10 protein-coding genes are annotated in these 14,950 nt (G+C 41.6%); 1 reads left to right on the top strand and 9 read right to left on the bottom strand.

The window, feature by feature from the left end; all coding sequences use genetic code 11:
- Positions 1-214 precede the first annotated feature (214 nt).
- On the top strand, positions 215-802 hold the full coding sequence (locus BFS30_RS08785) for an RNA polymerase sigma factor (protein ID WP_069378939.1): 588 nt from the start codon (positions 215-217) through the stop codon (positions 800-802).
- Between the two features lie 33 nt (positions 803-835).
- Here BFS30_RS08785 and BFS30_RS08780 read toward each other — a convergent pair whose 3' ends face one another.
- The 9 genes from BFS30_RS08780 to BFS30_RS08740 all read right to left on the bottom strand — a co-directional run bounded on the left by BFS30_RS08780 (position 836) and on the right by BFS30_RS08740 (position 14,942).
- Complete coding sequence (locus BFS30_RS08780) at positions 836-2,170, bottom strand: DUF4302 domain-containing protein (RefSeq protein ID WP_069378938.1); 1,335 nt, start codon at positions 2,168-2,170, stop codon at positions 836-838.
- A 39-nt stretch (positions 2,171-2,209) separates the two neighbouring features.
- On the bottom strand, positions 2,210-3,514 hold the full coding sequence (locus BFS30_RS08775; protein ID WP_069378937.1) for a DUF4302 domain-containing protein: 1,305 nt from the start codon (positions 3,512-3,514) through the stop codon (positions 2,210-2,212).
- Between the two features lie 27 nt (positions 3,515-3,541).
- A complete protein-coding gene (locus BFS30_RS08770; protein ID WP_069378936.1) occupies positions 3,542-4,402 on the bottom strand; it encodes a zinc-binding metallopeptidase in 861 nt (286 codons plus the stop codon).
- Between the two features lie 14 nt (positions 4,403-4,416).
- Positions 4,417-5,892: a RagB/SusD family nutrient uptake outer membrane protein gene (locus tag BFS30_RS08765; RefSeq protein ID WP_069378935.1), complete on the bottom strand. Its 1,476-nt coding sequence runs from the start codon at positions 5,890-5,892 to the stop codon at positions 4,417-4,419.
- 10 nt (positions 5,893-5,902) lie between these two features.
- Positions 5,903-9,280: a SusC/RagA family TonB-linked outer membrane protein gene (locus BFS30_RS08760; protein WP_069378934.1), complete on the bottom strand. Its 3,378-nt coding sequence runs from the start codon at positions 9,278-9,280 to the stop codon at positions 5,903-5,905.
- A gap of 108 nt (positions 9,281-9,388) precedes the next feature.
- Positions 9,389-11,635 (bottom strand): IPT/TIG domain-containing protein, encoded by a 2,247-nt coding sequence (locus BFS30_RS08755; RefSeq protein ID WP_069378933.1) that lies wholly within the window; start codon positions 11,633-11,635, stop codon positions 9,389-9,391.
- Positions 11,635-12,624, bottom strand: coding sequence for a fasciclin domain-containing protein (locus tag BFS30_RS08750; protein WP_069378932.1), 990 nt, complete (start codon positions 12,622-12,624; stop codon positions 11,635-11,637). The genes BFS30_RS08755 and BFS30_RS08750 overlap by 1 nt, the downstream gene beginning before the upstream one ends.
- Before the next feature lie 20 nt (positions 12,625-12,644).
- On the bottom strand, positions 12,645-13,877 hold the full coding sequence (locus tag BFS30_RS08745; RefSeq protein ID WP_069378931.1) for a fasciclin domain-containing protein: 1,233 nt from the start codon (positions 13,875-13,877) through the stop codon (positions 12,645-12,647).
- Positions 13,878-13,898: 21 nt separating this feature from the next.
- The gene (locus BFS30_RS08740) at positions 13,899-14,942 is read right to left on the bottom strand and encodes a fasciclin domain-containing protein (protein ID WP_083251996.1); all 1,044 of its coding nucleotides are present in this window, start codon (positions 14,940-14,942) and stop codon (positions 13,899-13,901) included.
- Positions 14,943-14,950: the final 8 nt, after the last annotated feature.

The following is a 14,950-nucleotide window of genomic DNA, read 5'->3' as shown; positions in this document are numbered from 1 at the left end:
CTTTAGATTTTATCTTCTCAAAAGATCAGTTATACTTCTTGTTAAATCAAATTACAAGACAGACATTTTTCATTTGTAATATTCTCGTAACACCCTTTTAAACACAGTTTTAACCGCATATAATTAATGTACAAAGCTTGAAAAGTACTAATATTTTTGTATGTTTGGTACAGCCCCTTTTACTTAAAAAAATCTGCATTATAATTAAAAGCGTATGAATAAACCATTAAATCATCTATCCGACCAGGAGCTTTTAAACAGGTGCAGGTTGAATGACGAAAAAGCATTCAATCTCTTGTTTGACCGCTACTTTAAACTCCTTTATAGTTTCGGATATGGTTTAATTCAAGATGAAGATATTGCTAAAGAATTAGCTATGGATGTTATGCTACGTCTATGGCAGAAAAAGGGAGATCTGGTTATAGAGAATGAGTTATTGCCTTACCTTTTCAGATCTGTAAAAAATGCCGTTTATAATCATTGGAGAAAGGTCCGGATCATTACCCAACCCTTAGAACTATTTGAAGATAATTTAGAAAATTCACATCCTTCTGCGGATAGCAACCTCGTATTTAAAGAGCTGGAGAAAAGCTATAATGATGTCCTGAATAATTTACCGGAGCAAAGAAGAAAAATTTTTCATTTAAGCAGGAATGAAAACTTGTCTTATGCGGAAATTGCAGAAAAGCTCAATCTCTCCGTTCATACCGTGCGTAATCAGATGAGTTCTTCCGTACAGTATTTCCGCAAGCATTTTGGCGATATCTCTAAAATTCTATTCATTATGTATTTTAAATGGTGAAACGAAAGCGTTTCACCATTTAAATAATCAGTGTTATGGATTCACCATACTTCCAATTACACCCGTAAAATACATGTCCGGGTCGTCCTGACTGATAAACTGCCCTAACAGACCATTTGGCGTATCATAGTAATCGAGCTTAAAGCGGTGATTCTCCACGATTCTTACCAGAATTTCTACATAGGTTTTGATTACATCCGCGTTCGCATGAGCTGGATTCTGCAGATCCAGAGGCAGCATCTTGAATTTATAGGTTCCATCCGTTGTCTTTGTGTACGAGAATGGGAATGTCCCTTTATAAAGCGTACCGCTGATATCGAAATAGATATTAAAGTTCATCACCTTGTTTTTGTCTGAAAAATCAAAATCAGTCACCAGCAAAAATCCCTGATACGGACTATAGTTTAATTCAGATGTTGCAATTGCCCAGGCATAATAATAAGATTCAGACCAGCCGGGAAGCTGCGTGATATAAAATGGAGAGGGTATTGACAATTCTGAAGGAAACCCATTCCCCATAAAAAGATGCAAAGGAATAACCGGCATATTAGAACCCGTGAAGGAAATCCGTTCTGCTCCATCCTCCAGGTAAAATACCTTTTTCAGGGGATCAAAAAACAATTCGTACACCCATTTATTACCCAACCGGATTGGCTTTTTGAACTGAATTTTATTGATGCCATAGGCAAAGTCTGCTGAAGTCGACTGTACCTGGTTTTTATCTACATAACTCGCAATCACAGACCGGTTAACCTGGTTAACCGCAAACTGAACCGCATAGCCACTTGCCGTGATCACAGAATAGAAAGGCTTATTATAAAAGAACTGACTTACCGATTGCAAAGATTTTCCAAGCTCACCTGCATTAAAGTCATTACGTTCCTGAACATTTGCAGTGCTTAGCTTCAGTTCATCACCATACCTGTTTCCAACCAGCATAATCGTATCCCCCTTTTTATAACTAAAGGAATAGCTGGTATCTGCAGCAATCACATCCCTTCCTTTTTTCACATAAATGGAATCCAGGTAAGTGCCTTCAGAAAAACTGATCACTGCGTTTGTTTTTTCCGATCGTAGGAAAAACTTTGCTGTTTTGGGAACAGACCCGCTTTCCGGACTCAGATCGGCCATCATGCTCACCACTCCTTTAGCGGTCAGGTTGATGTAAAGGCTATATACTTTACCAGACTTTGGTTTTAAAGTCCCCTTCCATACCGACTGTCCGTTTACTATTGCCTTTTTAAAGTCGTTGAATACTTCCTCTGAATTTGGAAATACTTTTTCTACTTCATAGGCATCCTTGCTGTCTTTCTTACAGGAACTAAATAACAAGCTCCCTAAAAAGATGATTATCCATATATTTTTCATCAGTATTTTATTTTTTATGGTTATATTTTTTTGTTTTTATTAGCGTAAATAACCTATAAACTTAAAGTCGGGCTTTACAGAATTCGTCCCTGAACCCATTAAATTCGCCTGCCCGTTTACATAATCAAATTTGAAAGCTCCCAAGGTAATTCTATCTATGAAAGGTTTCAAAGCTGTTTCCAGATAGGTGGCATTTCCATCAATTGCACCTACATATTCAAACGCATATGAATCACCTTTTTTAGTATAATAAAAGGCATACCTGGCATGGAACACCTGGCTCTCCTGTACAATGATTAAATCCAGTATCATGGTCTTTTCAATAGTATTAAATGATATTAACAGCTCCGGAAAAGTACTGCCCGGCGACAAAGAATTTCTGGCGTTCAGGAGCACGCTGCTCCTTATTGTATTATAATCAGATCCGGTACCAGGCACTTCTTCTTCAAATGGAAGAACAACATTGCTGAATTGTATGCCAAGCATCTGATCAAAAGAAAATAAAGGTTCATTGGAAACTTGTACCGGTATAATCTGATCTTTATTCATGACCGATAAAGAGCCTTTATCATCCGATATCCGGATCTTGTTGAATGCCAGGTTTTCGATATTTACATTTTCTGATAAAATGAGGTCATTCATCCCGGAGAAAGCAAATCCAACACTTTTCGTTTTCAATCCTCCCACACTGTCGTAACTTAAGATCAGTTTTTTGCTATTTAAGCTCAGGTTAAAAGCAATGGTATTGTGCTTTGCTGTTTCTATATAATTGAACGAATTGGCATTCAGGTAATCCGCCACATCTTTCTTTAGCACATTTAAATGCCCTGCTTTATACGCTGCAGCTTCAGCCGCAGATGCCTTGACCAGGATTAATGTACTTCCATTCAGATTCCCTTTCAATTTGATGGTATCGGCACTACTTTCAAGAATTGAAAATTCAAAATCAGAATACAGTCCCCATCCAGGCTGACCACCATTCACTCCGGGATCCGGATCGGCCAATAAATGCAGGTAAGAATAAGTGTCAAAATAAATAGATGGTAAGGTAGTGGCTTTTAAACGATAAGAGCTTTCAAAAAAATTAGATCCGCTGAGGTCGTCTATATCAGCCAGCATCTCCACACGGTTCTTTCCATTAAAATTAAACAGAAATCCATATCCACCACCAGCTGCAGGGAACAGATGCCCTTTCCAGCCATTGGCGGATCCACTCAAAAGATCATTGTATTTAGCCAGCGCCTCTGTTAGTCTGTAATCAGGACGCTGTTCATCTGCGATTTCGTCCTTTTTGCAGGAGAAAATCAAAGGAATCAGCAAAAGGTATAAAAATATTTTTTTCATCAGTTTATCTAGTTTTAAGTAAAGCGGTTACTTGGTGAAATTAATAATGGCTTGCCTGGTGGCTTCCTGTAATTTCCTGAAATCAATGTGGTACACGCGCTGATAATAATCTACAATAATGGCTTCCTTCTGTCTAAGAATCTTTTTTGAAGCCTCAGGAACAAAGAAATCGTTCACAATGTCATCAAAATAGGCCTGTCCCTCGACCAGAAGTACGGCTGCCGTTTCTACAAAATCTTCGTCCGGACTTGCTTTTGCATAGGCCGTTACGAGTCCCTGAGTATTGGCTTCAAGGTCTGTACTGTTAAACCAGGTTGCCGTAATCCGATCAGGATTTAGTCCTTTCCACTCTACCGGATAAGCACGGATCTGATGAAGGATATGGGCAAACTCATGGTGAATGGTGTGGAGCATTCTTTTCACTTCAGCTACATTCTTTTTATCGAATTGATTCACCACCATCAGTACGATTTTCCGTCCACCCTCCGCTTGTCCGAGTACGATGGTCCCATCACTGTTATACTCCGCACTTCCGGCCAGCTGAAACAATTTGGGTGAATATTTTTTAATAAAATCCGCACCGGCAACCGCCTCATAAGGTTTGATATAAATGTCTCTCACTGCCGACATGACCGGCTCCACCCTACTCTCCAATACCGGAACCAGGTTTTTAGCATAGTTTAATTCATAAGGGTCCCATTTGTACTTCACCTCTATATTATAGGGTTCCACAAAATTCTTGTCCATCCAAAAATCTAAAGGGCCTTTTGTCCAGGTTTCTCCACCCAAACCAACAATGGGTGTGCCTGGTAAAGCTGCTTCTTTTTTACAGCTCAACGCACACAGAACGAGCATGATAAAGGGTGCGTATATATATTTTAGTTTCATATTGAATTCGTTTTTTATCGTGGATTTAGTTCAAGACCAGAGCTTTGTGCTTCTTCAGGGATTTGAAAAACCCTTTGCGGATGCTGAGGACCTAGTATAAAGAGCTCTCCTTTTGAGGTTTTATGTTCTACAGGTAATCCATGTCTGATGATGTCAAACCAACGTTGTCCTTCAAAGAGGAAGTTCACCCGCTTAAAATCAAGGATACAATTGATTAATACCTGTTCGCGGTCTGCCGAATTATAAAATGTCGTCAGTTTATCCATCGTAATGGCCATTTCAGGATCATAAACAGGATTGTTAAAACTGATGATAAAGCGGCTGGCGATATAATCGTTGAGATCTGCAATTGCGGCCTCATGATTGCCCATCATCGCATTGGCTTCTGCCCTGTTGAACAGCACTTCTTCAGCACTAAAGACAGGGATCATATTATAAGGAATCCCACTTTCTGCATTTAGGGTGAGGCGAACAAAATGTTCCCTGAACTTTGGAATATTAAGACTCGTTTCATTTCCATAAATGTTATAGGCCCAGGTACCTCCGGTTACATTGGAGCTATTAGTGAGTTTACTCATCAGATCAGGAGTAAATCCATACCTGAATGTGGGGTAACTTCTTCCCCATATGGAAGGGGTTTCGATCAACAAAATATTTGCCGGATTCTCTGCCCGGGTATATTGTGCTTCCAGCTCCCGATATTGAAAACTACGGTATGCATTACTGTTTACAGGCCTTAAATAAGCACTCAGGCTACCGCTTGAAAACACGGCATTTGCATGTTTAACCGCATTCACCGCATCCTTTTTAAACAGATAAAAACGAGAGGCAAAAGCATTTGCCGCCGCAAGTGTAAAATGGTATTTTGGGACTTTATATATCGCATCATTGATCAGCGGCAATCCTTCTTTAAGGTCTTTTTCAATCATCTCATATACATAGGCTACGGTTTTCCGTTGATAATGTCCCAATACGATCTTTTCTGTAGCGGTTACATAAGGAATACCCGGGTCAATATCAGAGGTCTGTGGAGAATAAGGCTTTGAAAATAGTGTTACCAACATAAAATGTGCATAAGCACGGGCAACTAATGCTTCGCCTTTATAGGCCCTATATCTTTCATAATCCGCCTGTTTTTCAATCATTTCCAAAGCATGATTTGCCGCTGAGATCGCTTTATAGGAAGCATTCCAATAGCCGATTGGAGCATCGGGATCCGGACTTTTATCATCTTTAAAGAAATAAGGTGAACTATTGGCCAGCTCTACATTTCCAGAACCTTTATCAGATACGTTATCTGACATAGATTCTGTAAAAGGGATATAGCTCGCCTGAGGATAAGCAGTAGACAATAATTCCCCAATCTTTTCAGGAGAATTCAGTTCTGTACGCATGTCCGGACTTTCATCCAGGAACTTACTGCAACCGGAGAACAGGCATAAACCTGCAAGTCCCAGTATGATGCTGTTATTGAATTTAATCTTGATCATTTTAATATTTTTATAGTCCGACTTTTAAGGATAATGTAAACTGCTTAGGAATAGGCATCGCTACCCCTCCTGAGCTAAAGAACTCCGGATCCTGACCATTCAGCGCCTTATCTGAATAAATTAACCACAGGTTGTTCGCCACCAGACTCAAGGAACAGTTAGACAGCTTTAATTTTGAGCTCAGCTTTGCCGGGAGATTATAGGAAAGGTTCAGCTGCTTCAGCCTGATAAAATCCCCCTTCGCTACACGTTCTGTAGAATAGTTGTAATTGTTATAAGGAAAGGAATTGATCAGCTGACTTTCGCCTCTCTTGTCTAAAACCGAAGGGCTGGCATCATCCCCATATAATATCCATCTGTTTATAAACTCTTCCGGCGTGGCATTCAATTCAGAATAACTACTGCTGAAAGCCGGATTTAGACGGATCACATTTCCGGCACTGAAAGTCATCAGGACAGACAGCTTAAAATCTTTATAACTGATGTTATTGAAAAAACCTCCTGTGACCTTAGGGTCGATCGATCCTTCATAAACCAGATTGCTGGTTTTCAAACTTTGCAGGTAAACCGCATCGGATACCTTGCCGTCTTCATTTAAAAATCTCGGCACACCTGTTTCCTTATTTAAACCTTCATATTTTAAAGAAAACAATCCTCTTTGCGGATAGCCTTCTTTAGCACCTCCATCAGGCCCGATTAAAGACCAGATATTTGGTTCGTTTCTCAGATTGGTGATGACAGATTTATTATATCCGAAATTTAGCTGCGCATTCCATTTCAAAGCACCGTGGTCCAATATTTTCGTTCCCAATGTAAATTCAACTCCATGGGCATCCATGTCTGCATAATTGGCCACCTTCACCGCTTCCCCACCAACACCGCCATTGCGGATTAAACCAATCAGGTCATAGCTTTTATGGTTGTAATAATCCACCCCCAGGGTGACCACATTATTAGCCATGCTGACATCAAATCCGATATTTGTTTTGTAGAGCTTTTCCCAGGTCAGCTCGGAATTCTCCAGGTTCATGATATTGATCGCCGATTCCCGCTCACTTAAATAAGGACGATTTGTTGCGGCATTCAACAACACAACGCTGGAATTTGTTGCCGGACCGCTGCTCGCAGTAAGACCATAACTGGCCCTTAAAGTGGCACGGGTCAGGAAGCTTTGTTTCTGAAAAAACGACTCCCCATCAATATTCCATGACCCGCTAATGTTCCAGGTGGGAAGCCAACGTGCAGTTCTTGTTTTTCCCATCAGGTTGGAACCATCGTACCGGAGTGTTCCCGCTACATTGTACCGATCCTTATACGTGTACCCTGCATTCAATCCATAGGCCAGAAAGCGGTCTTGTCTGCGCTCCATCCCGTAATAGTTGGAATTACCTTCCACGATCATCTTTACAAAATTGGGGTCTAAATAAGGAACTCCGCCTTTATCAAACTGATAACCATATCCGCTAAAGTTTTTAAACTGCCTGTCCGCATACCTCAATTCAGAAAAACCATAAACCCTTAGCTGATGGATGTCATTAAAACGCTCATTAAATTCAAGGGAATTTCGAAGGTTATAACTTTTCAAATAAGTATCATTGGTATTGTAGAACCCTCCATAAGGCAATACCACAATCGGTTCAGCTTCCGGATTTTCGGGATCTCTGTATAAAAACTTATTGGCCGCACGAATGGTGGCATCACCATCAGCACGATAGGCCATCGGCATATTTGAGTTTTCAGTAATGCTGTGCTCCTGGTTGGTTTTCGCATACCGATAGGCACCTTCAAAAGCATACTTAAGGTTCTTTAGCAGGTTATATTTCAAATCCCCTTGAACCTTAAAATCCAAAAAATTAAGGTTAATGCTGTTGTTTTCCAACTCGTTCAGAATGTTGAAAGGAGCAAAGTTTCTTCTGAAATATTCCCGGTTCCCATTTTCGTCAAAGGCCGTTAACGCGCGGCTGGTATTCATTGCATAGCTAAAAGGATTGATATCGAAATCACGGTTAAACTGTCCGGACACAGGATCACTCACTCTTCCCAAACTTCCCGGTGCACGTTGATTCCGGACTGATCCCTGCGTAATGATCCCATAACTGAGCTTGTCGTTAGGGGTAAAGGTAGCCCTCACGTTTCCGGTAAACCGCTCTACCTCATCTCCAACTGTCCATCCATTATCTTTCAAATAACTCGTCGATATATAGAGCTGGGCCTTATCCGTACCATTAGATACACTCACCGCATGTTCCTGCATCATGGAATTTTTAAAAAGCACGTCAAACCAGTTCGTATTTGCGTTCGCGTATCTTTCTAAAAAAGACCTTCTGCTTAAAGCATCATTTTTAAGTCCAAACTGGCCATTAGATTCATCATATTGATTAATTAAATCGGCCATCTTTACATAAATCCCGCCATTGGCGAACCTGGATGTTGCGCCGAAATTTAACCAGCCCTTACGTTCCATCTCTGCATACATGGAAACCTGATCATAGGAGTTCATGATGTTAAACTGGTCGTAGGAAGGCTTTAAGTAGGTAGAAAGATTTCCGGTATAGGAAACTTTTGAGCTGCCGACCTTACCTTTTTTTGTCGTAATGACAATTACACCATTCATTGCCCTTGCACCATATAATGAGGTTGCCGCAGCATCTTTAAGGATTTCAAAGCTCTCAATGTCATCCGGATTGAGGCCTGCAACTGAGGACCCGACTAAAGTGGAGGGGTCTCCAGTAGATAATTGCTCATTGGACACATTCACCACATCCTCCAGGATGATTCCATCTACCACCCACAATGGCTTGTTATCTCCGCTGATGGAAGTAGCACCCCGGATCCTGATTTTAGGTGCAGCACCGAATGTTCCCGAAACGTTTTGAACAGATACTCCGGCCACCTGCCCTTCGAGCATCCTGCTGACATCAGTGATCCCTTCCCGCTTGGCATCCGCAGCTTTGATGGTAGTGGAAGCTCCGGTAAACTGTCTTTTCTTTACCGTCTGATAACCGGTAACCACCACTTCGCCCAATTTACCAACTTCTTCAATCAGCGTGGTATTTATGATAGTTCTGGTGCCTACCAGAATTTCCTGAGTGATAAAACCGATAGAACGTATAATAAGTGTGGAATTATCGGATGCCTGGATGCTGTAAGTACCATCTTTATCGGTGATGGCATATACTTTCGAGCCTTTGATATTCACTGTTGCACCAACTACAGGCAATCCCTGCGCGTCGGTCACCTTTCCCTTTATGTTTTGCTGCACGAATTTTGTCCGGTGTGCATGGGGACCTGCCTGCACTTCCTGCTGACAAACCCCAAGAAGGACAAGCAAAAAACAGCTTCGGATCATCCCCCTGAACAGGTGATCTCTGATTAAATTAATTTTCATGTTGTTTTATGGTTTATAAGTATTCATTCTAAAATTTTGGACAAGGGGATCCCCGGCCCATTGATTTTTTGTCAAAATCAATGGAGAAAATCCTTTATATGTAGGTTGTTATTTTATATACACTTTTCTGATGGCGTTATTCCAGTTATCAAGTATATAGAGGACTCCCTCCTTATCGATGGCCAGATCCTGGAGTGATATGAACCTGGCCACATCAAGGTTTCCATCCTGATAACCCCTTACCGATTTCATCACCGTAACCACTTCTCCGGTTTGCAGATTTGCCTGACGAATCGAGATATTGAATGCATTATCAGAATCCAGAATGAAGAGCTTTTGATCTGCCACCTGCATCCCCCTCAGCCAGGTAAACTTAACCTGCCTTCCTATCCCGTCAGCATAACCGGTTTCAGCAGGATTTCCGGCCCAATGTTTTACAGGAGGCTGAGGTATCGTTCCATCAGCCCGATAAGGATATTTACTGATATAGACCTCAAAATCATCAGGACTCATATATAAATTACCCTCCTGATCAAAGGCCGGACGATGCGTATAATTTCTGGAAGAAACATTTAGAGAAGATAAACCTCCCTGCGGCGTCATCCTCATGGCATTCTGGGTGCCCCTCATGGCATAGATATTTCCTGCAGCATCGGTAGTCATGGCAAAAACATTCCCTACACCCGTCATGAAAGTAGAAACTAATCCCTGAGGACTTATTTTTCTGATCAGCTGATTTCCATAATCCGCTACATATAAGTTCTGGTTTTTATCGATGGTAAGGGAGCCAAAATTCTCAAACCTGAAGCGGGCTTCTGTTCCCATTCCGTTTTGCAAACCGGACTGTCCGCCTGAACTCCCTGCAAAAACAGAAACCTGTCCGGAAGCAGATATTTTAAGCACCCTGTTTTTGGTGTTTTCTATGGCAAAAACATTTCCTGAGGCATCTACGACAATACTACCATTGGTGGAAAGGTCGACATTGGTACTTCCAGGACCACCAACCAGGGTGAGCACTCCGGCCCTTCTGAATGGCTTCGGAGCAGTAGCCTCCAGGTTACCCACCTTTACTTTCAGGTTTCCAGTCAGTACATTCGCCGGAGCTTTAACAGTTATTTTTGTTTCTGTGGCTGAGAGTATTGTTGCTGCGACGTTATTAAATGTTACGATGTTTCCCGAAGGATTACTGCTAAAGCCTGTTCCGGTAAGCGTAACCTCCGTTCCTGAAAGGCCATTATCGGGAGTCATGCTTTTTATTCCCAGGCTCTGGTCGAAGAATTTTGGTCCGGTCACTTCCTGATCATTGACAGATACCCTGATCTCGCCACTACCTGTATTGCCCGGAATAATTAGTTTTAGCTCGTTGTTTGTTGCGGAGGTTAGCGGTACGATTACCCCATTGATCGATACTTTATTCTCTTCCTTTTCAGGACTAAAAGTCAATCCTTTAATCACCATCTCTATTCCGCCCGGCCCACTCAGCGGACTGACAAATTCAATCGTTGGTAAAGGAACTACGGTAAAATCTGGACCTGATGTTCTTTGCTTATTGATGGTTAAAGAAACTGGCCCCGATTCCACTCCCTCTGGCGCAATCACCACGATCTCATTTTCTTTCGCAGAAATAACGGCTGCTGGTTTTCCATTAAAATCTATAGTATTTCCGGCAATCTCCGCCGCAAATCCTGATCCGGTAATGGTTACACGGGTCCCCTTACCTCCTGTTAATGGTCTAATGGCCGTTATCGTTTGATAATGAAACACAGGACCTGTAGATTCAAATCCATTTACTTTGACCTGAACCGGGCCGGTTCCTGCATTTTCAGGAACTTCTACCACCAGCACCGTATCACTTACGCTCACGACGATGGCTTCTTTTCCGTTGATTAACACTGCTGCAGGACTACTGATGCTGCTAAATCCTTCGCCCATTATTCTGATGTGTGACCCTGCGGAACCATTGGTAGGGAAAATTTCCTTTAAGCTCAGCTGCTGGTATTTATACGATCCGACATCTGAATGATTGGACCCGCTCTTCATCTGTATCATTCCCGACTTGCCTTCCTTAGGTGCCCTCACGATGATCTTGTCCTCATGAACTGCAATAACATCTGCTTGCTGACCGGAAAAAGTGATGGAAATATTTTCAGCTTTGGTGTCAAATCCGGTTCCTAAAATCGTAACCAGTGTTCCTTCATTGCCACTGTTTGGATAATAACTATCCACTTTAAAAGGTATTTGTTCCCCTTTCAGTTCTTTGTCTTTTTTACAGGAAAGGGTAAATAATACGATCATAAAAATAACTGTGGTAAAACTCATTAGGTATAATGAGGAATAAGTTCGTTTCTGAATCATTATCTGATAATTTTAAATACGCCGTTAATAATGTGCAATACGCCATTTCCGCTGAGCAGATCTGCCCGGTCAACCAGCACCGGAACCGTATTTCCAGGGCCCTGCAAGCTGATCTTACTGAAAACTCCTGGGGGATCCTGCGCAGTGCTCATCAGGTTAACGTTCACACTGTAACCGTTCAGCATGGTTTGCTTACTGGAATTGGACTTTCCTGCAGTTAAAATATAGTCGTACACGAATTTCCGGTCAGCGACGATGTGGTAGTTGATCAGATCTTCCAGCACTTTGGTTTGCGCATTATTGACATCCTGGATACTCCGGAAGCCGATCGCTGCCATTGCTGCATTGGAAGGTGCGAAAACAGTATATGATCCATTTTTCTGAAGAAGGCTGGTCAAACCTGTTTTGCGAAGCGCATGAGAAAATAAAGTGATGGAATTTTCTGAGGCGATCGCATCATTGAGTTCGTCAAACTGATAAGGCTCCAGCACCTTATCGATTACCTGAATCAATCCATTCGATCCCGGAATATTATTTAGGATCAGCTTCGCCCCATTTATCGTGATTACCGTATCGGTACCTTTAATCCAATGCGTGACAAATAATTTCCCGCCCAGGGATTCGATCTGCTGATTGAATAAGTAGGGAAGCTTGTCCAGCTCAAACTTACCTTCTAGAATATGGTAGGTGGCAATTTTGCTCATCCTGGTCAGGCTTTCCGTCTTTACTGCGGTAGTGGTGGAATAACCAAAGTTCTGAAAAGCAAGGTTCGATGGCGCTAAAACAGTGAAGGGACCAGGCTCCAATAATTTTTTATCATTGCTGCTCCTGCTCAGTGCGGCACTAAACAGCGATAAATTGAAATTGTCTGATATTTTATAACCAAGCGTATTGTAATCTACCGGGCTGATAAAATCAGCTTCTTTTATACAAGATTGCAAACAGATTCCTGTCAGTAAAATCGCAAATAATTCTTTTCTTTTAATCATGAGATCTTGAATAAAACAGGTTAAATTTTAAACCCTTTAGGAAGCAACAGGCGGTCTACTACATGAATGGTTCCATTAAAAGTTTGGATATCAGAGGCGATCACAGTGGCCGGTTCTGCATCTGAGCCCTTAACCCTGACCTTAAGGGTAGTCCCGTTCCTGATAAAATCCAGGTTATTTAAATGAATCACACGGGAACGCTCACTATTATACAAGGTGACATAAGAACCAAGAATTTCATTTTTAAGGTCATTTGAAAAGAAGCAAATCGGATTCGGTTCCGGCGAAATGTATCTGCTGTTATAGGATAGGTCCATATTTTGTACGTATATCCCATTGTATTGCCAGAAATGGTTGTTTAATATGGAATCCACAGGCAAATAATTAGATACTGTAAAATAATCCTCCAGGATGTAGGGAACACTCCGGCTGTTTAATTTTTGAACATCAGCCAGCGAATGTATCCCTGCCTTATGAAAAGCTTCATCCGTGGGTGCAAAAACAGAAGAAAAGCTGACATAAGGTTCTTTATTAAAAAACCGGTCTAGCTGATTGCCCGGAAAACCCGAGATTTCGGTATAAAACTGGTCATCATGCTCCAGAATACTCAGGTACAAACCGAATCTTCCATCTTCCTGGAGCGTCTGCCTGATGTCCTTGACGGGTCTGTTCAGCACTTTATCGATCGGAATCAGTGTACCATTGGTCCCGATCATGATGTCTGCGGCATTGCCAGATACTTTACCGTTAACCAGCACTTTATTATTTTCTATATTAAAGTAATGGCGATAGAGGTAATAACGAAATTCCCCATTCATCATCCCATACCGTTCAATGTAATTTTTATTTTCCAGCAAGCTCATGAAGAGGTAATTTGCCGATTGTGGATCCAGCGTTTCCGGTAACACCTGATTTTTAGCCGTATGGAACAGCAATAAGCTATCTAAAACAGCGGCCGGTGTCCTGTTAATGGTCGCAATATTGTATCCCAAAGCTTCAAATGCTTTATTGTCCGGAACAAAAACAGTAACGGCGATCTTAGGATTTAAGGTTTTCAGGATTTTATCCATATTGCTTTTTCTCCATGCCGTATAAAAACAGGTATAGGCAGAACTTTCGAGGTTCTCCTGAATTGTCTTTTTAGTTTCATGATACGGGATATTCTCCCCCTCTGGTGCCGGCATAAATTCCTTTTTTGAACAGGAAGATAAAAGCAGCACCATCATTGAAATTACCAGTAAATGTAGTTTCATATTAAATGTTTTAAATCGTGTTTAGGGTCTGATTAATGCCTCTTCGGGATAGATGACCAGCTCTCCGGCTTCATGTATAATCCCATTCTTAAATAATAAATCAATCCTGTCGGCGGGCCCTGTTGTGGTTTCCCTGACAATCGGATAATTCCCATAGTCCGTTTTAATGACAAACAGGTTATAGCCTGCCATCCCATGACTATATTCTTCATCTCCCGGTATCGGAACACGCACAGCAGCACCGGAAGGATCATATTCTCCTGAACCTCCGCTTTTCGTTAAAATGAGCAGATCGGAACGGAAAAATTGAAGCTTGAAAATGTAAGTGCCAAAAAGCCGCTTTTTAAAAGAAGCCGGATTTAATTTTTCAATGTCTTCTTTACTGATGTTCTGCTGCTCAAATGCGGAGTTCGGTAGGGCAAGTACCGTCCATGGTCCTTCCGTATCCAACTGATCCAGCAAACCGAATTTTTTTAAGGCGGCAACGAAAATACCGTATCTCTCCTGGCTCTCCAGGTACTTTTTAACCGTAACAGGCTGGTATTTAATCACCTTATCCACTGTGTTTAATATCCCATTAGCGAGGTCAATGTCTTTTCTGGTGATCCTGGAACCATTGATATAAAAATCATAATCGGTATCGTTGCCAAGGCTTAATAAGACCGGATGGCCTAACAGCGTGTTGAACGGATTGTCTACTGTTTTCTTAGCCACATCCATACTGCTCATTCTTTGCGTAACGATATGATATTTCATCACATCCCGCAGGCTGTCCAGGTTCATTTTCTGAAAATCAGCGGGCGTCCTGATGCCCATATTGTTAAATGCCAGATCGCTTGGTGCAAAAACGGTGAATGGCCCCTGACCGTTAAGTATTTCCGATAATCCAGTGATTTTCAGGGCAGCATTAAATAGTTTGAACTCATAATTGTTGTTGATAAATTCTCCTGCGGGCCTTAAGTTAAGATTGGGTGCAAAAAGGACTACCCTTTCATGTTTACAGGCCAGGTTCAACACCAGGAGCAGAAAAACCATAAATTTTAAGCTATATTGTTTCATCATCATTTCGTGTT

Source organism: Pedobacter steynii, from assembly GCF_001721645.1.
Taxonomy (GTDB): domain Bacteria; phylum Bacteroidota; class Bacteroidia; order Sphingobacteriales; family Sphingobacteriaceae; genus Pedobacter; species Pedobacter steynii_A.
Note: the sequence above shows the minus strand (reverse complement) of the source record. Positions and strands in the feature narration are given on the sequence as shown.

Bases quoted from the DNA above. Each gene is read 5' to 3' on its own strand.
- BFS30_RS08750 (WP_069378932.1), bottom strand. From the start codon at position 12,624: ATGATTAAAAGAAAAGAATTATTTGCGATTTTACTGACAGGAATCTGT.
- BFS30_RS08780 (WP_069378938.1), bottom strand. From the start codon at position 2,170: ATGAAAAATATATGGATAATCATCTTTTTAGGGAGCTTGTTATTTAGT.
- BFS30_RS08760 (WP_069378934.1), bottom strand. From the start codon at position 9,280: ATGAAAATTAATTTAATCAGAGATCACCTGTTCAGGGGGATGATCCGA.
- BFS30_RS08755 (WP_069378933.1), bottom strand. From the start codon at position 11,635: ATGATTCAGAAACGAACTTATTCCTCATTATACCTAATGAGTTTTACC.
- BFS30_RS08785 (WP_069378939.1), top strand. From the start codon at position 215: ATGAATAAACCATTAAATCATCTATCCGACCAGGAGCTTTTAAACAGG.
- BFS30_RS08770 (WP_069378936.1), bottom strand. From the start codon at position 4,402: ATGAAACTAAAATATATATACGCACCCTTTATCATGCTCGTTCTGTGT.
- BFS30_RS08775 (WP_069378937.1), bottom strand. From the start codon at position 3,514: ATGAAAAAAATATTTTTATACCTTTTGCTGATTCCTTTGATTTTCTCC.
- BFS30_RS08740 (WP_083251996.1), bottom strand. From the start codon at position 14,942: ATGATGATGAAACAATATAGCTTAAAATTTATGGTTTTTCTGCTCCTG.
- BFS30_RS08745 (WP_069378931.1), bottom strand. From the start codon at position 13,877: ATGAAACTACATTTACTGGTAATTTCAATGATGGTGCTGCTTTTATCT.
- BFS30_RS08765 (WP_069378935.1), bottom strand. From the start codon at position 5,892: ATGATCAAGATTAAATTCAATAACAGCATCATACTGGGACTTGCAGGT.